The organism is Streptomyces sp. CB02959 (assembly GCF_002803155.1).
Classification (GTDB): domain Bacteria; phylum Actinomycetota; class Actinomycetes; order Streptomycetales; family Streptomycetaceae; genus Streptomyces.
In genome coordinates, this window is the sequence record NZ_NNBP01000004.1 from 80,522 (window position 1) to 106,967 (window position 26,446).

The following is a 26,446-nucleotide window of genomic DNA, read 5'->3' on the forward strand; positions in this document are numbered from 1 at the left end:
CATGCTGTGACCATCACCCAGCCCGATCTGAGCGTCTTCGAAACCGTCGAGTCGGAGGTGCGCAGCTACTGCCGTGGCTGGCCCGCCATCTTCGACCGCGCGCAGGGCAGCCGCCTGACCGACGAGGACGGCCACACCTACCTGGACTTCTTCGCCGGTGCCGGTTCGCTCAACTACGGCCACAACAACCCGGTCCTCAAACGCGCCCTGATCGACTACATCGAGCGGGACGGCATCACCCACGGCCTGGACATGTCCACCACGGCCAAGCGGGCCTTCCTGGAGTCGCTGCAGAACATCATCCTGCGGCCGCGCGACCTGCCCTACAAGGTCATGTTCCCGGGCCCGACGGGCGCCAACGCGGTCGAGGCCGCGCTCAAACTGGCCCGGAAGGTCAAGGGCCGGGAGTCGATCGTCTCCTTCACCAACGCCTTCCACGGCATGTCGCTGGGCGCGCTGGCGGTCACCGGCAACTCGATGAAGCGGGCCGGCGCCGGCATCCCGCTGGTGCACGGCACCCCGATGCCGTTCGACAACTACCTCGATGGGCAGACGCCGGACTTCCTGTGGTTCGAGCGGCTGCTGGAGGACCAGGGCTCGGGCCTGAACAAGCCCGCCGCCGTGATCGTGGAGACCGTGCAGGGCGAGGGCGGGATCAACGTCGCCCGCGCCGAGTGGCTGCGCGCCCTGGCCGCGCTGTGCGAGCGCCAGGACATGCTGCTGATCGTCGACGACATCCAGATGGGCTGCGGCCGCACCGGCGCCTTCTTCTCCTTCGAGGAGGCGGGCATCGTGCCGGACATCGTCACCGTCTCCAAGTCCATCAGCGGCTACGGACTCCCGCTGGCGCTGACGATGTTCAAGCCGGAGCTGGACATCTGGGAGCCCGGCGAGCACAACGGCACCTTCCGCGGCAACAACCCGGCCTTCGTCACCGCGGCCGCCGCCCTGGACACGTACTGGGCCGACGGCCAGATGGAGAAGCAGACGCTGGCCCGCGGCGAGATCGTCGAGTCGCACCTCAAGGCCATCGTCCAGGAGCACCCGGGCACCTTCGCCGAGTACCGCGGCCGCGGTCTGGTGTGGGGTCTGGAGTGCACCGACAAGGACCTCGCCGACAAGATCGCCAAGCGCGCCTTCGAGCTGGGTCTGCTCATCGAGACCTCCGGCCCGCAGAGCGAGGTCGTCAAACTGCTGCCCGCGCTGACGACCACCCCCGAGGAGCTGGACGAGGGCCTGCGGATCCTCGCCCGCGCGGTGCGCGACTGCGCCTGACCGCTCCCGTCGTCCGACGCCCCTCACCGTTCAACAGAAAGGCACCCGACGCACCATGATCGTCCGCTCGTTCCAGGACATCGAAGGCACCGACCGCCACGTCAAGGCCAAATCCGGCACGTGGGAGAGCAAGCGCATCGTGCTCGCCAAGGAGCGGGTCGGCTTCTCGCTCCACGAGACCGTCCTCTACGCCGGCACCGAGACGTCGATGTGGTACGCCAACCACATCGAGGCCGTGGTCTGCGTCGAGGGCGTGGCCGAGTTGACCAACGACGAGACCGGCGAGAAGCACCTCATCACGCCCGGCGTGATGTACCTGCTCGACGGGCACGAGAAGCACACCATGCGGATCAAGGAGGACTTCCGCTGCCTGTGCGTCTTCAACCCGCCGGTCACCGGCCGCGAGGACCACGACGAGAACGGCGTCTACCCGCTGCTCACCGAGCCCGAGCCCGAGGCGAGCTGAGCACGGACACCGGACCGTCCACCGTCCGGCGTCACCGTGACGCAGTGAGATTCCGTACGAGAGGAGAGGAAGGCACCACCATGACCACCGCACCCGAGCGCACCGCCGACCTGTACCCGACCCGTGGGACCTCCGAGGTCATCACCCCGCGGCAGGACCCGGTGGTGTGGTCGCAGCCCGGCGCGGCGGGCCCCTTCGCCGCGTCCGAGCTGGGCGACTTCGAACGTGACGGCTTCTTCGCCCTTCCGGAGCTGCTCACCGCGGACGAGGTCGCGGTGTACCGCGCCGAGCTGGACCGGTTGGTCGACGACCCGGCGACGCGTACCGATCCGCGCTCGATCGTCGAGCCGACGTCGCAGGACGTCCGCTCGGTCTTCGAAGTGCACCGGATCAGCGAGGTGTTCGCGAAACTGGTCACCGATCCGCGCGTGGTCGGCCGGGCCCGCCAGATCCTCGGCTCGGACGTCTACGTCCACCAGTCGCGGATCAACGTCAAGCCGGGGTTCGGTGCCTCCGGCTTCTACTGGCACTCGGACTTCGAGACCTGGCACGCCGAGGACGGGCTGCCGAACATGCGCACGGTGTCGGTGTCGATCGCGCTGACCGAGAACTACGACACCAACGGCGGCCTGATGATCATGCCCGGGTCGCACCGCTACTTCGTCGGGTGCGAGGGCGCCACCCCGAAGGACAACTACAAGAAGTCGCTCCAGATGCAGGACGCGGGCACGCCGTCGGACGCGGCGCTGACGAGCATGGCGGACCGGCACGGCATCCGCCTGTTCACCGGCAGGGCCGGCTCGGCGACGTGGTTCGACTGCAACGCCATGCACGGCTCCGGCGACAACATCACGCCGTACCCGCGCAGCAACGTCTTCATCGTCTTCAACAGCATGGAGAACACCGCGGTGGAGCCGTTCGCGGCCCCGGTCCGGCGCCCGGAGTACATCGGCGCACGGGCCCCGTTCGTGCCGGTCAGGTAGGGATCCGCGGCGCGCCCGCCCGGCGGTGGACGGCGCGCACGGCGGCGGCCGCCGCACAGCACCCCCGTGGCGCTGTGCGGCGGCCGCCGCGCTCCGCGATCTGACGTAACGTCAGTTCTCCTCCAGGGCCGGGTAGTCCACGTATCCGCGGTCGTCGCCGCCGTAGAAGCTGGGCCGGTCCGGGGTGTTGAACGGGCCGCCGGCCGCCAGTCGGCGGGGCAGGTCGGGGTTGGCGATGAACAGCGCGCCGTACGCGAGCAGATCGGCCTCGCCCCGCTCGACGAGCGGCAGTTCCTCGGGGCCGGTGGGCCGGCCGTCGGTGACCGGGTTGAGCAGGAACGGGCCGCCGAACAGCTTCCGCAGCCGGGCCAGCAGCTCCAGGTCGTGGACGTCGCAGGTGTGGAGGTAGGCCAGGCCCAGCGGGGCGATCGCCTCGACCAGCGCGGTGTAGGTGGCCTCCGGCGCGGGCTCGGCGATGTCGTTGAACGGATTGCCGGGCGAGAGCCGCAGACCGGTGCGGTACGCGCCGATCGCGTCGGCGACCGCGGTGACCACCTCGATCGCGAAGCGGGCGCGGGCCGCGTCGGAGCCGCCCCACGCGTCGGTGCGCCGGTTGGCGTTGGGGGCCAGGAACTGGTGGACGAGGTAGCCGTTGGCGCCGTGGATCTCCACCCCGTCGAAACCGGCCTCGACGGCGTTGCGGGCCGCGGCCGCGAACCCGTCGACGGTCGCGCGGATCTCCTCGTCGGTCAGCTCGCGCGGGGTGACGAAGTCCGTCGGGCCGTTCTGGGTGAAGCCCTGGCCCGCCGCCTTGACCGCGGACGGGCCGACCGGCTCCAGCCCGTCGGGCAGCAGCACCGGGTGGCCGATCCGGCCGCCGTGCCACAGCTGGGCGAAGATCCGGCCGCCGGCCGCGTGGACGGAGTCGGTGACCCGACGCCACCCGGCGACCTGCTCGGGGGTGTGCAGGCCCGGGGTGAGCGGGTACCCGCGGCCGACCACCTCGGTCTGGGTGGCCTCGGTGACGATGAGGCCGGCCGAGGCCCGCTGGGTGTAGTAGCGGACCATGGACGGGGTGGGCACCCCCTCTTCGGTGGCGCGGTTGCGGGTCATCGGCGCCATGACGATGCGGTTGGCGAGCGGGATGCCGGCGAGGTCTATGGGGTCGAACGCAGTGCTCACTGATGGCCTCTCAGCTGGGGGAAACGGGGCGTCAACTCGTCAGCCGAGCTGAACCCTTGGCCATTACATCAGCCACCGCATCCCGCCCCGCATTCCCCCTGGCCTGCGGAAACACCGCGGCAACGGACGGCAATCGCGCCGTCACGAAACCAGCAGCGCCAGCGCCCGTGCCACATCCTCGGAGGAGTTGTAGAGGTGGAACGCCGCCCGGAGCAGCCCGCCGCGGACCGAGACCCGTACCCCGGCCTCGGCCAGCCGCGGTTCGGCGTCCGCCAGCCCGGGGGTGGAGACGATCGCGGACCCGGGCGCCGGGCGCGGGGTGAACCCGGCCGCCACCAGCCCGGCGCGGTACTGCTCGGCCAGCGCCACGTTGTGGGCGTGGACGGTGGCCACACCGATCTCCGCCAGCAGCCCGAGGGACTGCTCGGCGCCCGCGTAGGAGTAGTGGGCGTGCGGCTCGTCGTAGCGGCGGGCGGTCGCCGCCGGCCGCTCGATCGGGCCGTAGTTCGACTCCCCCGGGTCCTCCCCGGCGACCCATCCGGCGTGCACCGGCACCGGCCACCCCGGGCCGCCCGCGTCGCCGTGTGCCGTCCGCTCCCCGCCGAAGACCATGAACGTGGTCCCCTTCGGGCACAGTAGCCACTTGTACGCCCCGCACACCACGTAGTCGAAGTCGGCGACCGGCACCGGCAGCCACCCGGCGGCCTGCGTGACGTCGACGTAGGTCAGCGCCCCGTGCGCCCGGGCGGCGTCCCGGACGGCGGCCAGGTCCGCGATCCGGCCGTCCATGGCGTGCACCGCGCTGACCGCGACGAGCGCCGTGCCGGGCCGCACCGCATCGGCGAGCGCCTCCCGCGGCACCGCCCGCACCGTGCACCCGCCGTGCGCCACCAGCGGATTGACCAACGAGCTGAAGTCCCCCTCGGCGACCAGCACTTCGCTGCCGGCCGGCAGCGAGGCCGCGACGAACGCCGACTGCACCGCGACCGAACTGCCCACCGCGACCCGCTCCGCGGGCACCCCCATCAGCCGCGCGAACGCCCCCCGCGCCCGCTCCGCCGTCCCGAGGTAGTCGCGCCCCATCGTCCCGTACGACGCCGACTCCGCCAGCGCGTCCCGTAGCGCGGCGGCGGTCCGCGCGGGCAGCAGCCCGCTGGCCGCGGAGTTCAGGTAGACCGTCTCGGGCGCGAACTCGTCGCCGCCCAGTGCCGTGTGTCGCTGCATGGCCCCCACTCTGGCCGGTAACCGGTCCGGCGTCCACGGAAATGCCCGGGGCGCCGGACCGGTTCCGGTCGGCTCACGCCTCCGGGACGGCGCAGCCCCCGTCTCCGCAGGTGTCCGCGTCGCCGGCGGCCAGGACCTGGACGGCGGAGTCGGCGTGCGCACGCTCCAGCGCCTGCCGGAAGACGTCCACCGGCTGAGCGCCGGAGATGCCGTAGCGGCGGTCGATGACGAAGAACGGGACGCCGGTGGCGCCGAGTTCGGCGGCGGTGCGCTCGTCGGTGCGGACGTCCTCGGCGTAGGCGTCCGGGTCGGCCAGCACCCGGGCGGCCTCGTCGGCGGGCAGACCGGCCGCGACCGCGATCCCGGTCAGCACCGCGGGGTCGCCGAGCTGCCGGGCCTCGGCGAAGTTGGCGTGGTAGAGGGCGGTGAGCAACGCGTCCTGCACCCCGTGGGCCTTGGCCAGGTGGAGCAGGCGGTGCAGGTCGAAGGTGTTGCCGTGGATGCGGTCGGAGCGGTAGTCCAGCCCCTCCCCGGCCGCCGCCTCGGCGACCCGGGCCTCCATCGCCTCGGCCTGGTCCCGGCTGACGCCGTACTTCGCCGCGAGCATGTCGAGGATCGGCACGTCGGTGGCGGGCGGGGCGTCCCGGTCCAGCTCGAAGGAACGGTGGACGACCTCGACGTCCGCCCGGTGGGCGAAGGCCGCCAGACCGGCCTCGAACCGTGCCTTGCCGATGTAGCACCAGGGGCAGGCGATGTCGGACCAGATTTCGACGCGCATGGGGATGACTTTCCTCGGGGGGACCGGCCGGTGGCCGGTCAGGTGTACGGAGGGGTGCAACGGGGTGGCGGCGGGGGTTATTCCGGCGGCGGGCGGCATACGGAAGCTTGCGATGATATGGGCGATAACGTCCCTGTATGGGCATGCCACCGCCACGCGCGACCGACGGGTTCTGGGAGACGACCGGGGCCGCCAAGACCTTCACGCACCCGATCGACCCCGGGCTGCTGGCGGAGTTCGTGCCGCGGTCCGCGCGGGTGCTGGACTACGGCTGCGGGTACGGGCGGCTCACCGCCGAACTGGTGGGGCAGGGGTATCGGGCGGTGCGCGGGGTGGACCGGTCGGCGGCGCTGATCGCGCGGGGGCGGCGGGAGAATCCGGGGCTGGCGCTGATGCGGTGGGCGGGGTTCCCGCTGCCGTTCGCCGACCGGAGCTTCGACGCGGCGCTGCTGTTCGCGGTGCTGACCTGCGTCCCGGACGATGCCGGGCAGCGGGCGATCGTCGGGGAGCTGGCGCGGCTGGTGCGGCCGGGCGGGGTGCTGTACGTGAGCGACGTGCCGTTGCGGGACGACCCGTTCAACCGCGAGCGGTACGGGCGGTTCGCGGCGCGGTACGGGACGTACGGGGTGTTCGAGACGGAGGACGGCGGGGTGTTCCGGCACCATGCGCCGACGTGGCTGCGGGGGCTGCTGCGGGCGGCGGGTTTCACGGTGCTGCGGGAGTGCCGCGCGACGGTGCCGACGCCGGACGGCCGGACCGCCGAGCGGCTCCAGATCATGGCGCGGCGGGAGCCGGCGGGTCCTCCGGAGGCGTCAGGGACAGGGTGAGCGCGAGGTGGGTGGCGTCGGGGGCCGGGCGGCGGTCCGGATCGGGGCACCAGCCGAGGCGGCTGTAGAAGGTGCGGGCGCGGTGGTTGTGCCAGAGCACGTCGAGGACGGCCCGGGAGCAGCCCGCGGCGCGCCAGGCGTGCAGGCAGGCGGCGTGCAGGGCCCGGCCCACGCCGGTGCCCCAGTGGGCCGGGTCGACGTGCAGCTGGTGGAGCGTGACGGTGTCCGCGGGGGCGGCGCGATGGCCGTCTCCCCGCGCCGTCGGGGCGTGCGGGAGGTAGGAGGCGGCGCCGACGACGGCGCCGTGGCGGACGGCGCAGAGCGTCGGGGCCTCGTCGTGGTGCAGCAACCGGTGCCAGGCGTCCCGCCAGCGGGCGTGTTCGGCGGGGGCGTCGAAGGGCGCGTCCGGCATCCGGCCGCGGAGGTAGGCGGCGCGGGCGGCGGTGTGCAGGGCGGCGATCGGCTCCAGGTCGGCGGGGGTGGCGGGGCGGACCTGCGGGGTGGGGTGCGGCGGGGCGGCGGGGGTCATGGGGCGGCCTGCGCCCCCTCGGCCCGGCCGTCGACGCGGCGCGGCAGCCCCAGCGGGTTGGCGTCGCGCAGCTCGGGCGGGAGGAGGGCCTGCGGGGTGTCCTGGTAGGCGACGGGGCGGAGCCAGCGCTCGACGGCGGTGGCGCCGACCGAGGTGGCGGTGGAGGTGCTGGCCGGGTAGGGGCCGCCGTGGTGCTGGGCGGGGGCGACCGCGACGCCGGTGGGCCAGCCGTTGACCACGACCCGGCCGGCGAGCGGGGTGACCGCGGCGAGCAGTCGGGCGCCGCGGCCGGCGGGGTCGGTGCCGGCGCCCTCGGCGGTGGAGAGCTGGAGGGTGGCGGAGAGGGTGCCGGGGATCCGGGCGAGGACCGCGGCGGCCTCGTCGTCGCCGGTGCAGCGGGCGACGACGGTGACCGGGCCGAAGCACTCCTCCAGCAGGAGGTCGTGCGGGCCGGCGGTGGCGAGGCGGGCGGCGGGGACGGTGAGCACGGCGGCGCCGACGGTGTGTCCGCCGTCCTCGGAATCGGGGGCCAACGGGGCCTGGACGTCCGGGAGTTGAGTCCGTTCGCGGACGCCGGAGAGGAAGGCGTCGCGCATCCGGTGGGCGAGCATGGTGCCCGGCCCGGTGGCGCCGGCGGCCGCGGTGAGCGCGGCCAGCAGCCGGTCGCCGGCCGCTCCGTCGGGCACCAGGACCAGCCCCGGCTTGACGCAGAACTGTCCGGTACCGAGCGTCGTCGAGCCGGCCAGGCCGGTGCCGATCTCCTCGGCGCGTTCGGCGGCCGCGGCCTCGGTGACCACCACGGGGTTGAGGCTGCCCAGTTCGCCGTGGAAGGGGATGGGGTGCGGGCGGGCCGCGGCGGCGTCGTGGAGGGCCCGGCCGCCGCGGACCGAGCCGGTGAAACCGGCCGCGGCGACCAGCGGGTGGCGGACCAGGTCGAGCCCGGCCCCGAAGCCGTGCACCAGGACCACGGTGTCGGCGGGCAGCCCGGCCTCGGTGGCGGCGCGGCGCAGCAGGGCGGCGCACCGCTCGGAGGTGGCCGGGTGGTCGGGGTGGGCCTTGACGACGACCGGGCAGCCGGCCGCGAGGGCACTGGCGGTGTCGCCGCCGGGCACGGAGAAGGCGAGCGGGAAGTTGCCGGCGGCGTAGACCGCGACGACGCCCAGCGGGATCTTGTAGCGGCGCAGGTCGGGGCGGGGCGGGGTGAGGCCGGGGTCGGGGTGGTCGATCCGGACGTCGAGGAAGGCGCCCTCGTCGACCTGGTCCGCGAAGGAGTGCAACTGGTAGGCGGTGCGGGCGAGTTCACCGGTCAGGCGGGCGGCGCCGAGGGCGGTCTCGGCGTCCGCGGTGGCGACGACCCGGTCGGCGTCGGCTTCGAGGAGGGCGGCGGCGCGGCGCAGCAGGGCTGCCCGTCGGCCGCGGTCGGCGAGCGGACCGCGGGCGGCGTGGGCGGCGCGGACCGCGGCGTCCACCGCGTCGGCTGTGGCCTCCACCGCAACCCGCTCCCGGCGCTTCCCGGTTCGGGGGTCGACGCTCCAGACTGGTGCTGCCACCGGTGCTGCTCCCGCCACTGTCACCGTGCGTCCCTCCCGGGCCGAGTCGTTGCCGCGCGAACCCTTGCCGCACACGGGACGGCGTTCTATATGCTGAACGCTGTCCCAGATGATGAATCCCTGGGACTCTATGGCTGTCCGAACAGAGGGGTCAAGGGCGATGTCAGCTGCCGAGGCCGGTGGAGCGCAGGTCAAGTCCGCGGTGCGGACGGTGGAGTTGCTCGAATACTTCGCGGGCAGCCCCGGCATGCACAGCCTCGCCTCCGTCCAGGAAGCCGTCGGATACCCCAAGTCCAGCCTCTACATGCTGCTGCGCACCCTGGTCGACCTCGGCTGGGTGGAGACCGACGCCACCGGCACCCGCTACGGCATCGGCGTCCGCGCCCTGCTGGTCGGCACCTCGTACATCGACGGCGACGAGGTGGTGGCCGCCGCCCGGCCCACGCTGGACCGGCTCTCCGACGACACCGCCGAGACCATCCACCTCGCCCGGCTCGACGGCGTCAACGTCGTCTACCTCGCCACCCGCCAGTCGCAGCACTACCTGCGCCCGTTCACCCGGGTCGGCCGCCGACTGCCCGCGCACTCCACGTCGTTGGGGAAGGCGCTGCTCGCCACCCACACCGACGACCAGGTGCGGGCGATGCTGCCGCCCACCCTGGCCGCGCTGACCGAGCACACCCTCACCGACCGCGAGCAGCTGATCGAGGAGCTGCACACGGTCCGCGAGCAGGGCTTCGCGGTGGACCGCGAGGAGAACACCCTCGGGCTGCGCTGCTTCGGCGTGGCGATCCCCTACCGCACCCCGGCCCGGGACGCGATCAGCTGCTCGGTGCCGGTGGCCCGGTTGACCTCCGCCCACGAGCAGACGATCAAGGACGCGCTGTTCGACGCCCGGGACCGGCTGACGCTGGCCACCCGCCGGCTCTGAACCGGGCGGCCCGGCGGCCCTCCGCCCGGCGGCTCCTGGAGGCGGTGCACGGGCTCACCTACGCTGTGCGCATGATCACGGGGATGCCGGTGGCCGTCGCGGGGGCCCGTTTCTTCGCCGAACGCGCGGCACGGACCACCGGAGCCGTCCGATGCGGCTGACCGCGGGCCGGGTGGCGCGGCGCTGGGTCCATCTGGTGCTGGGCGGGGCGCTGTTGATGCCGTTCTTCCTGCTGACGTCGGTGGCGCTGACGCTCCTCGTGCCCGGCGCGGACCCGCTGGGCCGCCTCGGCTGGCAGTTCGCCACGTTCGGCGGGGCGCTGCCGCTGGCCGCGCTGGCCGCGCTGCTCTTCCCGCTGCTGCGGCCGTTGGAGACGGCCGCCGTCCGGGCGCTGTGCGCGGTGCCCGCGGAGCGGCTGGCCGACGGACCGGCCCGGTCCTGGGCGGCGCGGCGGCGCAGCGCGCTGTGGTTCACGGCGCACCTGCTGGCCGGCGGGATCGTCAGCGGGATGACGCTGGGCGTGCCGCCGGCCGCGGTGGTGCTGCTGGCCGCGCCGTTCGGCGTCGACGTACCGCCGCTGGGATGGCCGCGCGCCGCCGACGGGTGGGCCGCGCCGTCGGCCGGTCTGGCCCTGCTGGCGCTGCTGCTGGGCACCGTCTGGGGCGCGGGGGCACTGCTGGCCCGCTGCGCGCCGGCGCTGCTGGGCCCCACCACCGCCGACCGGCTGGCCGCCGCCGAACGCCGGGCGGCCGAACTCGCGGCCCGCAACCGGCTGGCGCGCGAACTGCACGACGCGGTGGGCCACGCGCTGAGCGCGGTCACCCTGCAGGCGGGGGCGGCCCGCCGGGTGCTGGACAGCGACCCGGAGTTCGCCCGGCAGGCGCTGGCCGCCATCGAGGACACCACCCGCGAGGCGGTCGCCGAACTCGACACCGTGCTGGGCCTGTTGCGGGCCGAGCACGACACCGGTCCGGCCGGTCCGGCCGCGCCCGCGCCCACCCTGGACGCCCTGGAGGCGCTGTTCGACCGGACCCGCGCGGCGGGCGTCGAGATCGCGGCGGAGCTGTCCGGGGACCGCGCGGCGGTGCCGCCGGTGGTCTCGCGGGAGGCGTACCGGATCGTCCAGGAGGGGCTGAGCAATGCCCTGCGGCACGCCGGACCGGTTCCGGTGGCCGTGCGAATTCGGGTGGAAGAGGGGGAGTTGGCGTTGGTGATGGAGAATCCGGTGGCCGCTGCGGCGGAGCCGGGCGGGGCGGGCCGCACCGGCGGCGGGCGCGGGCTGCGCGGCATCGCCGAACGGGCCCGGCTGCTGGGCGGTGCGGCGTCGGCCGGGTCCGCGGACGGCGGCTGGCGGCTGACCGCCCGGCTGCCGTTCGCCGGGCCCGGCCGCGGGGACGGGGGCCCGGCGTGATCCGGATCGTGCTCGCCGACGACGAGCGGATGGTGCGCACCGCGCTCCGCGCCATCCTGGGCGCGGAGGCCGACATGGAGGTGGTCGGCGAGGCGGCGGACGGCGCGGCGGCGGTGCCACTGGTCCGCGACCTGCGCCCGGACGTCGTGCTGATGGACGTCCGGATGCCGGGGATCGACGGGATCCGGGCGACCGAGCGGATCCTGGCCGGCTCGGCGGATCCGCCCCGGGTCCTGGTCGTCACCACCTTCGAGAACGACGCCTACGTCTACGACGCGCTGCGCGCCGGGGCCAGCGGGTTCCTCCTCAAGCGGGCCCGCGCCGACGAGCTGGTCCAGGCGGTGCGGCTGGTGGCGCGCAGCGATTCGCTGCTGTTCCCGGCCGCGGTGCGGGCGCTGGCCGCCCGGCACGCCGGGGAGCGGGCCGCGGCCGAGACGGCGCGGGCGCTGCGGGACCGGCTGTCGGAGCGGGAGGGTGCGGTGCTGCGGCTGATGACGGCCGGGCTGACCAACGCGGAGATCGCCGAGCGGCTGGGGGTCGGCCCGGCCACCGTGAAGACGCATGTCGCCGGGGTGCTGGCCAAGCTCGGGGTGCGGGACCGGACGCAGGCGGTGATCGCCGCGTACGAGTGCGGGTTCGTCCGGCCGGGGTGACCGTGGGACCCGGACGGCGCAGTCGGCCGGGTCCGCTCACCCGTTCACCGTAGGCCAGCAGGACCGCGGGGCCGTCGGGGGCTTATCTCGTGGGAGGAGGCGCGGAACTCCACCGACTTCCCCAGTGGCACACCTGTGCCGCGGCCGCGCTTCGCGGAGGTTGTTCCCATGCGTTCCACCCGACTGCTCACCGGCACCGCGCTGTCCGCCGCCACGCTGGGTCTGGCCGCCACCGCGGCGTACGCCGGCGACTTCGGCACCATCGAGGTCTCACCGGGCATGGCCAAGGCCGGTTCCACGGTCTCCCTCTCCACCACGGGGTGCGGGAGCAGCCGCTCGGCGAGCGTGGACGCCGCCGCCCTCGGCGGCGGCACGGTCACCTTCGCCCCGGGCTCCGCCAAGGGCTCCCTGATGGGGAAGGTGATGGTCAAGTCCGGCACCAAGCCGGGCAATTACGGGATCGGCGGCAAGTGTGCCGACGGCAAGGAGCTCACCGGTACGGTCCGGGTCGGCACGCAGGAGGCGTCCGCCGGTCCGAGCATGAGCCCCGGGATGAGCATGAGCCCGAGCATGAGCATGAGTCCTGGGATGGGGCACAGCGCCAAGCCGAGCATGCCCGCCAAGGAGCACTCCGCGATGCCAGCGCCGGGCAGCACCATGCCGCCCAAGGGCAAGATGAAGACCGGCGAGGGGTCCACCAGCGAGGACGGCGTCAGCACCACCGAGATCGCCGCGGGCGCCGGTGTGGTGCTGGTGGCCGCCGCCACCGGGGTCTGGCTGGTCCGCCGGCGGCGGCCCGGCGGCCGGTACTGACTCCGGTCCCCGCTCCCGGCCGACCATGCCGCCCGACGGCTCCCCACGGCCTGGTTCCCCGCCGCCGGGTGGCGGCGGGGAACCAGGGCGGATGGGCCGCGGACGCGGCCGCAGGGGCCGGGCGCGGTGGGCCGGTGCGCTGGCGGCCGCCGCCGCGTGCGCTGCCGGCGGCTGGCTGATCGCCAACGGCACCCGGGACACCGCGCCGCCCCAGCCGTCCGCCGCGCAGGGGTTCACCACCGGGCCGCCGGGCGCGGGGGCGGCGACCGGGCACCCGGCCGCGCCACCGCTGCCGGCCGCGGAGCCGCTCCGGGTGGCGGTGCCGTCGCTGCGCATCGACGCACCGCTGACCCGGCTGGGGCTGGCCGCGGACGGCAGCCTGGCGCCGCCGCCGGAGGGCGACCGGAACCTGGCGGGCTGGTACGCGGAGGGCACCCCGCCGGGCGCCACCGGCACCGCCCTGATCGCGGGGCACGTGGACACCCGCGCGGGCCCCGCGGTCTTCTACCGCCTGGGCGCCCTGAAGAGGGGGCACACCGTGCGGATCCTGCGGGCGGACGGGCGGACCGCGGTGTTCACGGTCGACGCGGTGGAGGTGTACGACGGGCGGCACTTCCCGGACGAGAAGGTCTACGGCGAGGCGCGCCGCCCCGAACTCCGCCTGATCACCTGCGGCGGCGGTTTCAACCGGTCCCGGCAGGAGTACCTGGGCAATGTCGTGGTCTTCGCTCATCTGACGAGTAGTCAGGTGGGTGGGGCGGACTCCGCGCCGCTGCCCTGGGCCCGGCCGCCGGCCGACCGGTTCAGCGCCCGCAGCGCCCCCCGCACCGCCGCCAGGTCCGCCGCGCCGGCCAACCCCGCGTGGTAGAGCCGCAGTTCGTCCGCGCCGAGCGCGGCGGCGTGTGCGGAGTCGGCGGCCAGCGTGCCGGGGCTGCCGCCCATCCCGGCGACCACGGTGAGGTTGGCGGCCAGCGTCGTGCCCGCCGGGCGGGACGCGAACGGCCCCAGTGCCGCGGCCCGGACCGCGGCGTCCCCGGTACAGGGCACCACCACCCCGTCCGCGCACGCCAGGGCCGCCGCCGGGTCCACCCCGGCGTTGGCCCCGCACCGGTGCGGGGCGGGGTCTGCGTGCAGCAGCACCCGGAAGCCGTCCACCCCGGCCGAAGCCGCGGCGTCCCGCACGGCGTGCACCACCGCGCGCCGCAGCGCGCCCGCTGCCCGGTCCCGCCAGGCGCGCACCGCACCGGCCGTCTCCTCGCCCAGCAGTTCCTCGACGGCGGCCCACTCCGCCGCCCGGCCGCCGCCGTCCGGTGGCGCGGCGCCGGCCCACACCGGCTCCAGGGCGCGCCGCACGGCCGCCGGCACCTCGTCCTCCGCCAGGCCGAGTCCGGCGTATCCGGCGAGGCACACCGGGCAGCAGCACAGGGACATCAGGTACTCCGCGGCGCCGCCCAGTCCGACGCCCGCGACCTTGTCGTGGCCGTGCAGGTGCGCCAGCCCGTACCAGCCGCAGGATTCCAGCTCCACGCCCCGGGCGCCGGGCCGGACGGCGGCCTCGGCGGCGAGGCGGACGAGGTGGTCGAACACCTCGGGGCGGGCGATGCAGGGCGCCCACGGGTAGCGGTCGCCGTAGGCGTTGCGGACGACCGAGGACGGATGGTCGGCGCCGAGGCGGGAGTTGTGGGCGAGGACGACCCAGCTGTGCACCTCCAGGCCGGCGGCGGTCAGCGCCCGCGCGGCGGTGCCGAAGGGGTCCGGGTCGGCGACCCAGTCCTGGGTGTACGGGCGCAGCGCGCGGCCCGCCCAGCGGTCCGGGTCGGGCGGGTAGAGGACGGCGGAGTGCCGGGCGGTGACGATGCGGTGGCGGGGGTGGCGCGGGGTGAGGGCGCGGGTGGAGTGGTAGGCGGCGGCCAACGTGACCTGCTGGAGGCCGAGTTCGGCGAGGCGGGTGGCGGCGCGCGGGTCGCCGACCACGTCCCAGGGGTAGAGGAAGGCGGCGGCGCGCATCAGGCGCCGCGCCCGGGGGCGGCCGCGGCCAGCGCCAGACCGCGGTCGAGGAGGTGGGCGAGGCGCTCGACGTGTTCGGGCCGGGGGTCGCACAGCGGTGGCCGCACCCCACCGACGGCCGGTCCGCCGCGCAGTCCCACGCCCGCCTTGACCAGCGAAACGGCGTATCCGCGGCCCTCGTTGCGGAGTTCCACCAGCGGGCGGTAGAAGCCGTCCAGCAGGCGGGTGACGGTGGGCTCGTCGCCGTCGCCCAGCGCCCGGTGGAAGGCGAGCGCGATCTCGGGGGCGAAGGCGAAGACGGCGGAGGAGTAGAGGTGGACGCCGAGGCCGCGGTAGGCGGGGCCGGTGAGTTCGGCGGTGGGCAGGCCGTTGAAGTAGCGGAACGGCCGGCCGGGGGCGTCGGTGCGGACCGCGCTGATGATCCGCTGGAGCAGGTCCAGGTCGCCCAGGCCGTCCTTGAGGCCGATGATGCCGGGGGTGCGGGCGAGGGCGGCGACGGTGTCCGGCGTGAAGACGGCGTTGTCGCGCTGGTAGACGATGACCGGGAGCGGGGTGGCGGCGGCGAGCGCGGCGTAGTGGCGGAGCAGGCCGGACTGGTCGGCCTGGACGAGGTACGGCGGCATGGCGAGCAGTCCGTCGGCGCCGGCGGTGTGCGCGAGGCGGGCGAAGTGGCCGGCGAGCGCGGTGCCGTAGCCGGTGCCGGCCAGCACCGGGACCCGCCCGGCGGTCTCCTCGACGGCCGCGGCGACGCAGGCGGCGTACTCGTCGGGGGTGAGGGCGTGGAACTCGCCGGTACCGCAGCAGGCGAAGACGGCGCCCGCACCGGCGTCGAGGCCGCCGCGCACATGCGCGCGGAAGGCGTCCAGGTCCACCGCGCCACCGGGTGCGTACGCGGTCACGGGGAAGAACAGCAGTCCGTCGAGGCGGTCGGCGAGGTCGGGGGACCTCCCGGCGGCGGGGCGAGGGTGTGCGGTCACGGGCTCTCCCTGACGTACACAGACGCGATCTCGTATACGTTTATGATCGATGTCCATATCTCTGAACGGCAGCACGGTATTGCAGCCGAACCGGGCGGGTCAAGGGTCCCAAACCCGTGCCGTACAAGCCGATTTGACCATTCCGTCATACGTCTTGACCGGCCAGGATCGGCCTCCCTAGCGTGTCCCCCCATCTGGCGCGTCCACCCATGTGAACCTGGTCCGCGCGCCTGCCCCCGCCGCCCAGCCGGAGGAGTACCGCCCATGACCGCACCCCGCACCGTCCTGCTCACCGGCGCCGCCGGCGGCGTCGGCACCCTGATGCGGGCACTGCTGCCGCCCTACGGCTACCGCCTGCGCCTGTTCGACGAGCGCCCGATCGACGGCGAACCGGACGCCATCACCGCGGAGTTGGCCGACACCGGGGCGCTGCGCGCGGCCGTCGAAGGGGTCGACGCCGTCGTCCACCTCGCGGGCATCTCCCTGGAGTCGTCGTTCGAGAAGATCCTGCGGGCCAACATCGAGGGCACCTACCGGCTCTACGAGGCGGCCCGCGAGGCCGGCGTGCGGCGGGTGGTCTTCGCCTCCTCCAACCACGCCGTCGGCTTCGCCCCGCGCCCGCCGGACGGCTCCGCCGCCCTCCCGGTCGACATCCCGCACCGTCCCGACACCTTCTACGGCCTGTCCAAGGGCTTCGGCGAGGACCTGGCCGCCCTCTACTGGGAGCGGCACGGCATCGAGACCGTGTCGCTGCGCATCGGCTCGTGCTTCCCGGAGCCGACCACGGTGCGGATGCTCTCCCTCTGGCTGAGCCCGGCGGACTGCGCCCGACTGCTGCACGCCGCGCTCACCGCCGACCACGTCGGCCACACCATCGCCTACGGTTCCTCCGCCAACACCCGCCTGTGGTGGGACCTGTCCACCGCCCGCGCCCTCGGCTACGAGCCGCAGGACGACTCCGAGCCGTACGCCGCCCGGCTCATCGCCGCCCAGGGGGAACTCGACCCGGAGAACCCCGAACACACCCACCTCGGCGGAACCTTCTGCACAAACCCGCCCATTTGGCAGCATTGATCGCGATTCCCTGACAATCCACCACCGTACGGAACCTCGTCCCCGCCGCCCGGCGTCCTTGAGGGCACAACGCCCGCCGGCACCCCACCGGGTGCCGGCGGGCGCGAAGCACACGACGCGAGAACGAGGTAACACACCATGGGCATCGTCAGCTGGCTCCTCCTGGGCCTGATCGCGGGCGTCATCGCCAAGGTCCTGCTGCCGGGACGGGACCCGGGCGGCCTCGTCGGCACCACCCTGATCGGCATCGCCGGCTCCTTCATCGGCGGCTGGCTCTCCACCCGCATCCTGGACCGCCCGATACCCAAGGACTTCTACGACCCGGCCATGTGGATCGCCGCGGTGGCCGGCTCCCTGGTCCTGCTGATCGCCTACCGGCTGCTCTTCGGCAACTCCCGCGCCCGACGCTGACCAGCGCGGACACCCCCCCCGGCCGCCCCGGGGCGGCGCCCGCGGGGAACCGCGCACACCCCCGGACCGTTAGGGCTGGCATGACCGCAATGACTCCTGGCTCGAACCTCCCGCTCACCGCCGCGCGGGTGGCGGTGACCGTCACCGCACCCGTGCGGCTGGACGTGTCGGGCCTGCTGCTCACCGCCGGCGGCAAGGTGCGCTCCGACGACGACTTCGTGTTCTACAACCAGCCCACGGGGCCGGGGGTGAGCCACGGCACGGCGCCCGGCGGCGACACCATCACGGTGGACACCGCCGCGGTGCCCGCGGACATCGACAAGGTCGTGATCACCGCGAGCCCGGACGCGCCCGGTGCGACCTTCGCCGGGACCGAACCGACCGGCACGGTCCGCGACGCGGACGGCGGCGGAGTCCTGGCCACCTTCACCCCGCCGCAACTCGGCCCGGAGACCGCGCTGGTGGTCGTGGAGCTCTACCGCCGCGGCGGCGGCTGGAAGGTCCGCGCGGTCGGCCAGGGGTACGCGAACGGACTCGCCGGCATCGCCACCGACTTCGGGGTGAGCGTCGAGGAGCCGGCCGCCGCGCCGGCGCCCCAGGCACCCGCCGCGACCGTTCCGCCCGCCCCGCAGGCGCCTCCCGCCCCGCCGGCACCCCCGGCGGCGGTCCCCGCGGAGCAGTGGGCACCGCCGGCCGGAGCCCCGGCGCCGCTCGCCCCGCCGCAGCCCCCCGCCCCGGCGGCCCCGCCGGCCGCCGGGAAGGTCAACCTCGACAAGGGCCGGGTCAGCCTCCAGAAGAACCAGACCGTCTCGCTGGTCAAGGACGGCCGCCCGCTGCTCAGCACGGTCCGGATGGGCCTGGGCTGGGAGCCCGCCCGGCGCGGCCGCAGCATCGACCTGGACGCCTCGGTGATCGCCTACGGCCCGGACCGCGGCAAGATCGACAGCTGCTACTTCGGCAAGCTCAGGATCCTCGACTCGGCGATCCAGCACTCCGGCGACAACCTCACCGGCGACGGCGCCGGCGACGACGAGGTGATCACCGTCCACCTCGGCGGGATCCCCCCGCAGGTCTCCGGCCTGGTCTTCGTCGTCAACTCCTTCTCCGGCCAGAAGTTCTCGGACGTCGCCAAGGCATACTGCCGGCTGACCGACGCCCAGACCGGGGAGGAGCTGGTCCGCTTCGACCTGACCGGCGCCGAACCGCGGACCGGCGTGATCATGGCCAAGCTGATCCGGCAGTTCTCCGGCGAGTGGGAGATGACCGCGCTGGGCTCCTTCGTCGACGCCCGCACGGTGCGCGGCATGGTCAAGCCCGCGGCCGCCGCGCTGTAGTCCGCTCCCCCGGTGGATGCGGCGCCTGCGCCCGCACCCACCGGGGCCGGCACCGTACCGCTCAGCCCCGTTTGGACAGTCCCGCCAGCCGGGCCAGCCGCTCGAAGGACTCCAGCAGCGCCGCCCGGTCGTAGGTGCTGGTGGTCACCAGCACCTCGTCCGCCCCGCTCCGCTCGATCAGCGTCCCGAGCTCCTGTGCGACCTGCTCCTCCGTGCCGTGGAGGTGGCCTCGCAGCGCGTCCTCGTAGAAGCCCCGCTCCCGCTCGGACACGCCCGCCCCGGCGGCCGCCGGCTCCCCGTCCGCCACCGGGCGCAGCGGCGGGAACACCCCGTGCGTCCGCGAGTACGCCAGCGCCCGCGCCTCCGGTACGAGCAGCCGCCGGGCCGCCTCCGCCGTCCCGGCCACCGCCACCGTCCCGGAGACCACCACGTACGGCCGCGCCCAGAGCCCCGACGGGCGGAACGCCGCGCGGTACTCCTCGATCGCCGGCAGCAGCTTCGCCGGGTCCCGGACGTCGCCGATCACCAGCGCCAGCCCGGCCCGCGCCGCCACCCGCGCCCCCGCGCCGGTGGCCAGCACGAACGCCGGTACCGCCAGCCCCTCGGCGGGCCGGGCGTGGACCTGCGGATGGGCGGTCCGGGTGCCCGTGAAGTAGCCCAGCAGCTCGGCGAGCTGCGCCTCGAAGTCCTCGGCGGCGTCCTTCTCCGTGCCCAGCGCCCGCCGGATCCCGCCGGTGAAGCCGACCGAGCGGCCCAGACCCATGTCGATCCGGCCCGGGAAGAGCGAGGCGAGCACGCCGAACTGCTCGGCGACCACCAGCGGGCGGTGATTGGGCAGCATCACCCCGCCGGTGCCCACCCGGATGGCGGTGGTGGCCGAGGCCACCGCGGCGGCCAGCACCGTGGGCGCCGAACCGGCGACACCGGGCACGCTGTGGTGCTCCGCCACCCAGAACCGGTGGTACCCGAGCCGCTCGGCATGCCGGGCCAGCTCCACGGTGTCCCGCAGCGCCGCCGCGGGCGGGTGCCCTTCCCTGGTGCGGGAGCGGTCAAGGATCGAGAATTGTGTCGTCCGCATCGTCGAGCTCACCTCCCCTTCAACATCCGCACGCGCCCAGGATTCCGTCCCCACGCCCCCTCGGCCCCTCTCCCCCCCCACGGCCTACGACGAGGAGCGTCCGATGACCGAGCAGCCGCCCCCGACCTGCGGATCCGGCCGGTCCGCGCACCCCGACCAACCGGACGGCGCAGCCCGCCCGGACCTCCCCGAGCGGGTCGCCGCCACCTACGGCGAGGAGGACCTCAGCACCGTCACCGCGTTCACCGGCGGCTTCATCAACTTCGGCTACTGGGCCTGGCTGCCCGAGCCCGCGGACCGGCCGCTGACCGAGGACGACCGGCTCCGCAGCGAGCAGGACCTCTACCGGCTGGTGCTGGACACCTTCGACCGGCCGCGCGGCCGCACCGCCCTGGAGGTCGGCTGCGGGCGCGGCCTGGGCTGTGCGCTGGCCCTGCGCGAGTTCGACTTCGGGTCGGTGATCGGCCTGGACGCCCATCCGGACCAGATCGCCCGCGCCCTGGAGGCCAACGCCGAACTGCTCCACGAGGCCCCCGGCGCCCGCCGGCTGGAGTTCGTGCTCGGCCCGGCCCAGCGGATGCCGCTGCCGGACGCCTGCACCGACTTCGTCTACTCCGTCGAGGCCGCCCAGCACTTCCGCGACCTGGCCGGCTTCGCCCGGGAGGTGGTGCGCGTACTGCGTCCGGCCGGCCGGTTCGCGCTGACCACGTTCTTCGCCCGGGTCCCGGAGGCGGTCCGGGTACTGCCCCAGCTGCTGCCCCCGTACGCGGACGGGCTGGACGTGACCCACCTGGTGGACGACGTGGCCGCCACCTTCGACGGGGCCGGGCTGGCCGACGTCGCGGTGACGCCGATCGGCGACGGCGTCTGGGAGCAGTACGACCGCTATATGGCGCAGCGGCCGGAGCTGCGCGACAAGTGGCCCCGGCAGTACCTGACGGCCTATCAGACGGGGCTGCTGGACTACTACCTGATCACGGCGGCGGCCCCGGCCGGCTGAGCCGGGGCCCCCGTGCGGGACCGGCTCAGCCGGCCTGCCGCGACCGCGCCTTGAAGGCGGCCTTGCGCGCCTCCTTGGCGGCCTTCTTGTCCGGGTGGAGCCGCCCCATGGCCTCCAGCACGTCCGCGGTGGCCGGGTGGTCCACCCGCCAGACCGCGTCGAAGAACCCGCTGTGCTGGTCGCTCAACCCCTGTAGCAGTTCCTGGAGTTCGGCGGTCGACTCGTCGTCGGTGTCGCCGAGCTGGGCCGCGATGGTGTCCACCGTCAGCCAGAAGACCAGGTCCTGGGACGGCTCGGGGATGCCGGGCAGTCCGCGCTCGGCGAGCCAGACCCGGGCCAGCCCGCCCAGGTGCCGGTCGTCGAGCACCTCGCGCAGCGCCGGCTCGGCCTCGGGGGCGATCAGGGAGAGGGCCTGCTGGGCGGCGAGCCGGCGCAGCGGGCCGTGCCCGTCGTCGCCGCGGGCGGCCGCGAGCAGCTCCCGGGCCGCGTCCAGCGGGGCGCGGGCGGCGAGCCACTGCTCGGACTCCGCCTGGGCCATCGCCTCGGGGTAGTCGGGCAGCGCCGTCAGCAGGGCATCGGCGCCCTTGGTGGCGAGGTCGCCGACGGCGGGGGCGTCCACACCGGCGTCCAGCATCCGGGCGCGGACCGCCCAGACGCCGAGCGGGGTGAGCCGGACCAGGCCGTAGCGGGCGACGTCCTCGTCCGCGAGCGGCTCGGCCGCGCTCACCGTCTCGCCGTCCTCGTCGAGCTCCTCGATCAGCGCCTCGTCGACCGGCCGGTAGGCGACCAGTCCGATCGGCTCCAGCACCCGGAACTGGTCGTCGAGCCGCATCATCGCGTCGGAGACCTCTTCGAGGACCTCGTCGGTGGGCTCGTCCATGTCGTCCGGGACGATCATGGAGGCGGCCAGGGCGGGCAGCGGGACATCCTGGTCGGGGACCTCGCCCAGGGCGCTGAGGAGGTAGAGGTTGCCGAGGATGCCGTCCAGGAGCTCGGCCTCCTCCTCCGGGTTCCAGTCCAGGGCGTCCAGGTCGAGCTCCTCGCCCTCGGCGAGCTGCTCGGCGATGTCGGAGAGGTCCGGGGCGACCGCGTCGGCGAGCACGGTCTCCATGCCGCCGAGCCAGATGTCCAGGACGTCCTGCGGGCTGCCGGAGGTGAGCAGGTCCAGCTCCTCGCCGGGGGTGGCGGTGCCGACCGCGGCGTCGTCCGGGAGGTTCGCGGCGTCGACCCCGTCGGCCTCGTCACCCTCCTCGTGCTCGGCGATCTCGACCAGCCCGGTGTCCACCGCCAGCTGCCACGCCTCGGCGGCGTAGGCGGGGCCGTCCTCGTCGTCGGCCAGGCCCAGGTGCTCGGTGGCCTCGGCCAGCGGCTTCTCCAGCAGCTCACCGCCGACACCGACCGGGACGCCGGACCCGGCCCACCGGGCGAGCCGGGCGGCCCGGGCCAGCAGCGGGGCGCTCAGCGCGGCGCGGGCCAGCTCCGCTTCGGAATGCAGCCGCACCGGCGGCATGGTGGGGCGGTCTGCGGACATCTGGCTCAGCTCCTCGGACGGACATCGGCTCGTGCGCCGCCCAAGCGTAGACGGAATCCGCACCATCCCGGACGGTTCACCCTCCCGTACGCTCCCGTCCACCGGGAGAACCTTGACAACTCCCTTGCGCACACAAGAGATTGACGCGCGTAGCGAGCGCCGGTCCCGCTCCGCCACATCTCCTACCCCCCTTCTCCGGAGGCATTGATGCCATCCCGTCGTACGCTCCGCAGACCGGTCGCCCTCACCGCGGTGGCTGCCTGTGCCGCCCTCGCCGGCGGACTGCTCAGCGTGCAGTCCGCCTCGGCGGCCGGCACCCGGATCCACGACATACAAGGCAGGACCCGGATATCCCCGCTGGCCGGCAAGCAGGTCGGCGACGTTCCCGGCACCGTGACCGCGATCCGGGCGTTCGGCTCGTCCCGCGGCTTCTGGGTCCAGGACCCGCACCCGGACGACGACCCGGCGACCAGTGAGGCGGTCTTCGTCTTCACCGGCAAGGAGACGCCGAAGGTCGCGGTCGGCGACGCGGTCACCTTCAGCGGCACGGTCAGCGAGTACTACCCGGGCGGCAAGGACGCCGGCGGCCAGTCCGTCACCGAGATCACCGGTGCCACCTGGCAGGTCACCGCGAGCGACCAGCCGCTGCCGGCACCCGTCAAGCTCAACGCTTCCTCGATTCCCGCGGCTTACGCGCCCGACGCGGGCGGCGGGAGCATCGAGTCGCGCACCCTCCGGCCCACGAAGTACGCCCTCGACCGCCTGGAGTCGCTGGAGGGCATGCGGGTCTCGGTCACCGGCGCCCCGGTCGTCGGCCCCACCAACACCCACAACGAGCTGTGGGTGACCGCCACCCCCGGCCACAACCGCACCGCCCGCGGCGGCACGCTCTACGGGTCGTACGCCGACCCCAACGGCGGCCGGATCAAGGTCCAGTCCCTCATCCCCCCGGCGCAAGCGCCGGCTCCACCGGAGCTTCGCACCCCTGAAGGGCGGCCGTTCCCGGTGGCCAACGTCGGCGACCGGCTGAACGGCACCACCGCCGGCCCGCTGGACTACGACAACTTCGGCGGCTACACCCTCCAGGCCACCGAACTGGGCACGCTCGCCGTCCACACCCCGGCGCCCGAGGTCACCCGCAAGCAGGCGGCCGACGAGCTGGCGGTGGCGACGTACAACGTCGAGAACCTCGCCCCGGACAACCCGCAGACCAAGTTCGACCGGCTGGCGAAGGGGCTGGTGCACAACCTCGCCGCCCCCGACGTCGTCGCCTTGGAGGAGGTCCAGGACGACAGCGGCGCCACGGACGACGGCACGGTCACCGCGGGGACCACCCTCAAGAAGCTCACCGACGCCATCAAGGCCGCCGGCGGCCCGGCGTACGAGTGGCGGGCGATCGACCCGCAGAACGACCAGGACGGCGGCCAGCCCGGCGGCAACATCCGGGTGGCGTTCCTCTTCAACCCGCAGCGGGTGGCGTTCACCGACGTCAAGGGCGGCGACGCGACCACGCCGGTGAAGGTCGTCGACGACCACGGCCGGGCCGGACTGTCCGCGTCGCCGGGCCGGATCGCGCCGACCGACGCGGCGTGGAAGTCCAGCCGCAAGCCCCTGGTCGGCGAGTTCGCGCTGCGCGGCAAGCCCGACCGCCGGGTCTTCGTGATCGCCAACCACTTCAACTCCAAGGGCGGCGACCAGGGCCTGGACAGCCGCTTCCAGCCGCCGGCCCGGACCTCGGAGACCCAGCGCACCGCGCAGGCGAAGCTGGTCAACGCCTTCGTCAAGGAGCTGCTGGCCAAGGACCCCAAGGCCGACGTGGTGGTGGCCGGCGACCTCAACGACTACCAGTTCTCCCCCGCGCTCAAGACCCTCACCAGCGGCGGCGTGCTCACCGACCAGGTCACCAAGCTGCCGGCCGCCGAGCGCTACAGCTACGTCTACCAGGGCAACTCCCAGGTACTGGACCACCTGCTGACCAGCAAGGCGCTGACCCGCGCCGACTACGACGTGGTGCACATCAACGCCGAGTACGCGGACCAGACCAGCGACCACGACCCGCAGGTGCTGCGGATCAAGCCCTGACGCCCGGCATCCCTGCCCCTCGCCTCACCTGGGGTGACCGTCCCGTCACTCCACCAGCCCACTTCCGGGGGCCGACTGCGCCCCGGGGTGCGGTACTGGAACGGCAAGCACCGTTTCGGCGAGACAAAGGGAGTCATGATGCCGAAGTCGCAGAACCGTAAGTCGGGCAAGCAGGACCGGGCCGCCGAGCGCCGCTCCGACCAGCACCGGCCGCAGTCGGAGGAGTCCGCCGCCGAGCGCACCCAGGACCTGAAGCCGCGGTCGCGCAAGGCTGACTGACGCGGGTAGGGCAGTACGCAAGAGCGGCCGCCGCACCACACGGTGCGGCGGCCGCTCCGTCGTTCCGGGCGCCCCCGGACGCGGTCACCAGGCGGCGGGCACCGCCCGTCCCTCCGGCTCCTCCCCGTCCGCCACCGGCGGCCCGGCATCCGGTCCGGCCGGCACCAGCTCCCGCACCAGCAGGGTCGCCCCGGCCACCGCGCCCGGCATCAGCACCACCGCCACGAACGGGATCAGGAACAGCAGCACCAGCGGCGTCCCGAAGCCCACCGCCAGCGCCTTGCGGCCGCGCAGCAGCCGCAGCCGCTCGCGGACCGGGATGTCCCGGCGCTGCATCGCCACCGTGGTCAGCTCGACGGTGAGGAAGAAACCGGAGACGCAGAAGCCGACGGCCGGCACCACGGTCTGCCCGACGAACGGCAGGAAGCCCAGGAGGAACAGCAGTACCCCGAACCCGGCGGCCCGCAGCAGCACATGGACCATGTCCCGCAGCGCGATGCCGATCTCCCGCCACAGCGGACGGCCCGCGGCGGGCGGGCAGCCGCCCTCGCTCTCCTCGACCTGCTCCGACAGCGACTCGTAGAACGGGTCGCCGATCAGCAGGGTGACGGCGGTGAACGTCAGCACCGACAGCGTCAGCCCGCCGGCCAGCAGCAGCGCCACGAACAGCCCGCGCAGCAGGCCCTGCCACGGCGAGCCCCAGCCGTCGGCGAACGGCGTCGCCCAGGCGGCGAGGTCGCCGGACCACAGGGCCAGCACGGTGAGCAGCCCCGCGTACAGCACCAGTGCGACCAGTGCGGGGATCAGCCCGAACCCCCACCACCGGCCGTGCCCGGCGACCCAGCGCACGCCCCGGCCCAGATACCGCACCCCCGCTACAAGATCACGCATGGGGCACACCCTATCGGCGCGGGGTGACAACCGACCGGTCCGGGACGACGCTTCGCGGTACCGGGTCGACACGCGCACACGCCCCGGGCCCGGCGGTGCGGCCGCCGGGCCCGGGGCGAGGACTGCGGGACGGTGCCCGGTCAGTTGTGGCTGTGCAGGATCTCGTTCAGACCGCCCCAGACCGCCTTGTTCGGGCGGGCCTCGACGGTGCCGGTGGTGGAGTTCCGGCGGAAGAGGATGTTGTCGGCGCCGGACAGCTCCAGTGCCTTGACGATCTGGCCGTCGGGCAGCGTGACGCGGGTGCCCGCGGTCACGTACAGACCGGCCTCGACCACGCACTCGTCGCCCAGCGCGATGCCGATGCCGGACTCGGCGCCGAGCAGGCAGCGCTCGCCGATCGAGATGATCTGCTTGCCGCCGCCGGAGAGGGTGCCCATGGTGGAGGCGCCGCCGCCGATGTCGGTGCCGTCGCCGATCAGCACACCGGCGCTGATCCGGCCCTCGATCATCGAGGTGCCCAGCGTGCCGGCGTTGAAGTTGACGAAGCCCTCGTGCATGACGGTGGTGCCGGCCGCGAGGTGGGCGCCCAGCCGCACCCGGTCGGCGTCGGCGATCCGGACACCGGCGGGCGCCACGTAGTCGGTCATCCGCGGGAACTTGTCGACGCTGGTGACCTGGAGGTGCAGGCCCTCCGCGCGGGCGTTCAGCCGGGCCGTCTCCAGCTGGTCTACGGGCACCGGGCCGAGCGAGGTCCAGGCGACGTTGGCCAGCAGGCCGAACATGCCTTCCAGGCTCTGGCCGTGCGGCTTGACCAGGCGGTGGCTGAGCAGGTGCAGGCGCAGGTAGACGTCGTGCGCGTCCAGCGGCTTGTCGTCCAGGGAGGCGATGACCGTGCGGACGGCCACGACCTCCACGCCGCGGACCGGGTCGGGGCCGACGGCCTTGCGGACGGCGTCGCCCAGCAGCTCGGCGGCGCGGTCGTCCGCCAGCTGCTCGGTGCCCGCCGGGCCGGGCGCGTCGACCAGCTCGGGCGCGGGGAACCAGGTGTCGAGAACGGTGCCGTCGGAGGCGACGGTGGCGAGCCCGGCGGCGACGGCGCCGGTGGTACGGGGAGTTGCAGCATCGGTCATGTGGGAAACCTAACCGGAGCCCGCCCGCGG

At 74.4% G+C, this 26,446-nt stretch carries 25 protein-coding genes and 1 pseudogene; 15 read left to right on the plus strand and 11 right to left on the minus strand.

Going from position 1 to position 26,446, the window contains the following annotated elements; all coding sequences use genetic code 11:
- The first annotated feature begins 6 nt into the window (after positions 1-6).
- The 3 genes from ectB (at position 7) to thpD (ending at position 2,724) form a co-directional block, all read left to right on the plus strand.
- A complete protein-coding gene (gene ectB / locus CG747_RS08330; protein ID WP_100601003.1) occupies positions 7-1,275 on the plus strand; it encodes a diaminobutyrate--2-oxoglutarate transaminase in 1,269 nt (422 codons plus the stop codon).
- Positions 1,276-1,330: 55 nt separating this feature from the next.
- Positions 1,331-1,741 (plus strand): ectoine synthase, encoded by a 411-nt coding sequence (locus CG747_RS08335; protein WP_100601004.1) that lies wholly within the window; start codon positions 1,331-1,333, stop codon positions 1,739-1,741.
- 80 nt (positions 1,742-1,821) lie between these two features.
- A complete protein-coding gene (gene thpD, locus CG747_RS08340; RefSeq protein ID WP_100601005.1) occupies positions 1,822-2,724 on the plus strand; it encodes an ectoine hydroxylase in 903 nt (300 codons plus the stop codon).
- Positions 2,725-2,835: 111 nt separating this feature from the next.
- Here thpD and CG747_RS08345 read toward each other — a convergent pair whose 3' ends face one another.
- The 3 genes from CG747_RS08345 to CG747_RS08355 form a co-directional block, all read right to left on the minus strand.
- On the minus strand, positions 2,836-3,906 hold the full coding sequence (locus CG747_RS08345; protein WP_100601006.1) for an alkene reductase: 1,071 nt from the start codon (positions 3,904-3,906) through the stop codon (positions 2,836-2,838).
- Positions 3,907-4,047: 141 nt separating this feature from the next.
- Positions 4,048-5,130: an aminotransferase class V-fold PLP-dependent enzyme gene (locus CG747_RS08350; protein WP_100601007.1), complete on the minus strand. Its 1,083-nt coding sequence runs from the start codon at positions 5,128-5,130 to the stop codon at positions 4,048-4,050.
- A gap of 73 nt (positions 5,131-5,203) precedes the next feature.
- The gene (locus CG747_RS08355; protein ID WP_100601008.1) at positions 5,204-5,908 is read right to left on the minus strand and encodes a DsbA family oxidoreductase; all 705 of its coding nucleotides are present in this window, start codon (positions 5,906-5,908) and stop codon (positions 5,204-5,206) included.
- 137 nt (positions 5,909-6,045) lie between these two features.
- Here CG747_RS08355 and CG747_RS08360 point away from each other — a divergent pair, with 137 nt between their 5' ends.
- Positions 6,046-6,735, plus strand: a complete 690-nt coding sequence (locus CG747_RS08360) for a bifunctional 2-polyprenyl-6-hydroxyphenol methylase/3-demethylubiquinol 3-O-methyltransferase UbiG (RefSeq protein WP_100601009.1) — start codon at positions 6,046-6,048, stop codon at positions 6,733-6,735.
- On the opposite strand, the gene CG747_RS08365 is transcribed toward CG747_RS08360, so the two are convergent.
- Both CG747_RS08365 and CG747_RS08370 read right to left on the minus strand, forming a co-directional pair.
- A complete protein-coding gene (locus CG747_RS08365; RefSeq protein WP_100601010.1) occupies positions 6,683-7,264 on the minus strand; it encodes a GNAT family N-acetyltransferase in 582 nt (193 codons plus the stop codon). The two genes, CG747_RS08360 and CG747_RS08365, sit on opposite strands and share 53 nt — an antisense overlap.
- Positions 7,261-8,814 carry an aldehyde dehydrogenase family protein gene (locus CG747_RS08370; protein ID WP_100601011.1) on the minus strand — a complete coding sequence of 518 codons (1,554 nt, stop codon included), beginning with the start codon at positions 8,812-8,814 and terminating at the stop codon, positions 7,261-7,263. The genes CG747_RS08365 and CG747_RS08370 overlap by 4 nt, the downstream gene beginning before the upstream one ends.
- A 160-nt stretch (positions 8,815-8,974) precedes the next feature.
- On the opposite strand from CG747_RS08370, the gene CG747_RS08375 reads away from it, so the two are divergent.
- From CG747_RS08375 to CG747_RS08395, 5 genes and pseudogenes are all read left to right on the plus strand, one after another.
- On the plus strand, positions 8,975-9,745 hold the full coding sequence (locus CG747_RS08375; protein ID WP_100601012.1) for an IclR family transcriptional regulator: 771 nt from the start codon (positions 8,975-8,977) through the stop codon (positions 9,743-9,745).
- A 151-nt stretch (positions 9,746-9,896) separates the two neighbouring features.
- Positions 9,897-11,156 (plus strand): sensor histidine kinase, encoded by a 1,260-nt coding sequence (locus CG747_RS08380; RefSeq protein WP_180985442.1) that lies wholly within the window; start codon positions 9,897-9,899, stop codon positions 11,154-11,156.
- Positions 11,153-11,809: a response regulator transcription factor gene (locus CG747_RS08385; RefSeq protein ID WP_100601013.1), complete on the plus strand. Its 657-nt coding sequence runs from the start codon at positions 11,153-11,155 to the stop codon at positions 11,807-11,809. Before CG747_RS08380 ends, CG747_RS08385 begins: the two co-directional genes overlap by 4 nt.
- Before the next feature lie 168 nt (positions 11,810-11,977).
- Positions 11,978-12,622 (plus strand): hypothetical protein, encoded by a 645-nt coding sequence (locus CG747_RS08390; protein WP_100601014.1) that lies wholly within the window; start codon positions 11,978-11,980, stop codon positions 12,620-12,622.
- A 91-nt stretch (positions 12,623-12,713) separates the two neighbouring features.
- A pseudogene (locus tag CG747_RS08395) lies at positions 12,714-13,370 on the plus strand (class F sortase); the annotation flags it as partial.
- Here the strand turns inward: CG747_RS08395 and CG747_RS08400 are convergent.
- Both CG747_RS08400 and CG747_RS08405 read right to left on the minus strand, forming a co-directional pair.
- Positions 13,367-14,629, minus strand: a complete 1,263-nt coding sequence (locus tag CG747_RS08400) for a hypothetical protein (RefSeq protein ID WP_257980288.1) — start codon at positions 14,627-14,629, stop codon at positions 13,367-13,369. The pseudogene CG747_RS08395 and the gene CG747_RS08400 sit on opposite strands and share 4 nt — an antisense overlap.
- A complete protein-coding gene (locus CG747_RS08405; RefSeq protein ID WP_100601016.1) occupies positions 14,629-15,606 on the minus strand; it encodes a 5-dehydro-4-deoxyglucarate dehydratase in 978 nt (325 codons plus the stop codon). Before CG747_RS08405 ends, CG747_RS08400 begins: the two co-directional genes overlap by 1 nt.
- 264 nt (positions 15,607-15,870) lie before the next feature.
- On the opposite strand from CG747_RS08405, the gene CG747_RS08410 reads away from it, so the two are divergent.
- The 3 genes from CG747_RS08410 (at position 15,871) to CG747_RS08420 (ending at position 18,425) form a co-directional block, all read left to right on the plus strand.
- Positions 15,871-16,680 (plus strand): NAD(P)-dependent oxidoreductase, encoded by an 810-nt coding sequence (locus tag CG747_RS08410; protein WP_100601017.1) that lies wholly within the window; start codon positions 15,871-15,873, stop codon positions 16,678-16,680.
- A gap of 138 nt (positions 16,681-16,818) precedes the next feature.
- Positions 16,819-17,091: a GlsB/YeaQ/YmgE family stress response membrane protein gene (locus tag CG747_RS08415; protein WP_100601018.1), complete on the plus strand. Its 273-nt coding sequence runs from the start codon at positions 16,819-16,821 to the stop codon at positions 17,089-17,091.
- Between the two features lie 89 nt (positions 17,092-17,180).
- Complete coding sequence (locus tag CG747_RS08420; protein ID WP_100601019.1) at positions 17,181-18,425, plus strand: TerD family protein; 1,245 nt, start codon at positions 17,181-17,183, stop codon at positions 18,423-18,425.
- Between the two features lie 61 nt (positions 18,426-18,486).
- Here CG747_RS08420 and CG747_RS08425 read toward each other — a convergent pair whose 3' ends face one another.
- Positions 18,487-19,503, minus strand: a complete 1,017-nt coding sequence (locus tag CG747_RS08425) for an MsnO8 family LLM class oxidoreductase (RefSeq protein WP_100601020.1) — start codon at positions 19,501-19,503, stop codon at positions 18,487-18,489.
- Positions 19,504-19,606: 103 nt separating this feature from the next.
- Between CG747_RS08425 and CG747_RS08430 the strand changes: the two genes are divergently transcribed.
- Positions 19,607-20,503, plus strand: coding sequence for a class I SAM-dependent methyltransferase (locus tag CG747_RS08430; RefSeq protein ID WP_100601021.1), 897 nt, complete (start codon positions 19,607-19,609; stop codon positions 20,501-20,503).
- Positions 20,504-20,528: 25 nt separating this feature from the next.
- Here CG747_RS08430 and CG747_RS08435 read toward each other — a convergent pair whose 3' ends face one another.
- Entirely contained in the window at positions 20,529-22,034 is a 1,506-nt protein-coding gene (locus CG747_RS08435) for a hypothetical protein (RefSeq protein WP_100601022.1), read from the minus strand.
- Between the two features lie 207 nt (positions 22,035-22,241).
- Between CG747_RS08435 and CG747_RS08440 the strand changes: the two genes are divergently transcribed.
- Both CG747_RS08440 and CG747_RS47830 read left to right on the plus strand, forming a co-directional pair.
- The gene (locus CG747_RS08440; protein ID WP_100601023.1) at positions 22,242-24,116 is read left to right on the plus strand and encodes an endonuclease/exonuclease/phosphatase family protein; all 1,875 of its coding nucleotides are present in this window, start codon (positions 22,242-22,244) and stop codon (positions 24,114-24,116) included.
- A gap of 135 nt (positions 24,117-24,251) precedes the next feature.
- Positions 24,252-24,395: a hypothetical protein gene (locus CG747_RS47830; protein ID WP_180985464.1), complete on the plus strand. Its 144-nt coding sequence runs from the start codon at positions 24,252-24,254 to the stop codon at positions 24,393-24,395.
- A gap of 84 nt (positions 24,396-24,479) precedes the next feature.
- Here the strand turns inward: CG747_RS47830 and CG747_RS08445 are convergent, their stop codons facing one another.
- Together CG747_RS08445 and dapD are read right to left on the minus strand one after the other, a co-directional pair.
- A complete protein-coding gene (locus CG747_RS08445; protein WP_100601024.1) occupies positions 24,480-25,286 on the minus strand; it encodes an EI24 domain-containing protein in 807 nt (268 codons plus the stop codon).
- A gap of 140 nt (positions 25,287-25,426) precedes the next feature.
- A complete protein-coding gene (gene dapD, locus CG747_RS08450) occupies positions 25,427-26,416 on the minus strand; it encodes a 2,3,4,5-tetrahydropyridine-2,6-dicarboxylate N-succinyltransferase (protein WP_100601025.1) in 990 nt (329 codons plus the stop codon).
- Positions 26,417-26,446: the final 30 nt, after the last annotated feature.

What these genes read in the sequence shown, in the direction of transcription:
- CG747_RS08390 (WP_100601014.1), top strand. Translation starts at nt 11,978, where the DNA reads ATGCGTTCCACCCGACTGCTCACCGGCACCGCGCTGTCCGCCGCCACG.
- CG747_RS08375 (WP_100601012.1), top strand. Translation starts at nt 8,975, where the DNA reads ATGTCAGCTGCCGAGGCCGGTGGAGCGCAGGTCAAGTCCGCGGTGCGG.
- CG747_RS47830 (WP_180985464.1), top strand. Translation starts at nt 24,252, where the DNA reads ATGATGCCGAAGTCGCAGAACCGTAAGTCGGGCAAGCAGGACCGGGCC.
- CG747_RS08415 (WP_100601018.1), top strand. Translation starts at nt 16,819, where the DNA reads ATGGGCATCGTCAGCTGGCTCCTCCTGGGCCTGATCGCGGGCGTCATC.
- CG747_RS08425 (WP_100601020.1), bottom strand. Translation starts at nt 19,503, where the DNA reads ATGCGGACGACACAATTCTCGATCCTTGACCGCTCCCGCACCAGGGAA.
- CG747_RS08435 (WP_100601022.1), bottom strand. Translation starts at nt 22,034, where the DNA reads ATGTCCGCAGACCGCCCCACCATGCCGCCGGTGCGGCTGCATTCCGAA.
- CG747_RS08440 (WP_100601023.1), top strand. Translation starts at nt 22,242, where the DNA reads ATGCCATCCCGTCGTACGCTCCGCAGACCGGTCGCCCTCACCGCGGTG.
- CG747_RS08420 (WP_100601019.1), top strand. Translation starts at nt 17,181, where the DNA reads ATGACTCCTGGCTCGAACCTCCCGCTCACCGCCGCGCGGGTGGCGGTG.
- CG747_RS08430 (WP_100601021.1), top strand. Translation starts at nt 19,607, where the DNA reads ATGACCGAGCAGCCGCCCCCGACCTGCGGATCCGGCCGGTCCGCGCAC.
- CG747_RS08400 (WP_257980288.1), bottom strand. Translation starts at nt 14,629, where the DNA reads ATGCGCGCCGCCGCCTTCCTCTACCCCTGGGACGTGGTCGGCGACCCG.
- CG747_RS08355 (WP_100601008.1), bottom strand. Translation starts at nt 5,908, where the DNA reads ATGCGCGTCGAAATCTGGTCCGACATCGCCTGCCCCTGGTGCTACATC.
- CG747_RS08350 (WP_100601007.1), bottom strand. Translation starts at nt 5,130, where the DNA reads ATGCAGCGACACACGGCACTGGGCGGCGACGAGTTCGCGCCCGAGACG.
- CG747_RS08410 (WP_100601017.1), top strand. Translation starts at nt 15,871, where the DNA reads ATGACCGCACCCCGCACCGTCCTGCTCACCGGCGCCGCCGGCGGCGTC.
- thpD (WP_100601005.1), top strand. Translation starts at nt 1,822, where the DNA reads ATGACCACCGCACCCGAGCGCACCGCCGACCTGTACCCGACCCGTGGG.
- CG747_RS08360 (WP_100601009.1), top strand. Translation starts at nt 6,046, where the DNA reads ATGGGCATGCCACCGCCACGCGCGACCGACGGGTTCTGGGAGACGACC.
- CG747_RS08380 (WP_180985442.1), top strand. Translation starts at nt 9,897, where the DNA reads ATGCGGCTGACCGCGGGCCGGGTGGCGCGGCGCTGGGTCCATCTGGTG.
- CG747_RS08445 (WP_100601024.1), bottom strand. Translation starts at nt 25,286, where the DNA reads ATGCGTGATCTTGTAGCGGGGGTGCGGTATCTGGGCCGGGGCGTGCGC.
- CG747_RS08365 (WP_100601010.1), bottom strand. Translation starts at nt 7,264, where the DNA reads ATGACCCCCGCCGCCCCGCCGCACCCCACCCCGCAGGTCCGCCCCGCC.
- dapD (WP_100601025.1), bottom strand. Translation starts at nt 26,416, where the DNA reads ATGACCGATGCTGCAACTCCCCGTACCACCGGCGCCGTCGCCGCCGGG.
- CG747_RS08335 (WP_100601004.1), top strand. Translation starts at nt 1,331, where the DNA reads ATGATCGTCCGCTCGTTCCAGGACATCGAAGGCACCGACCGCCACGTC.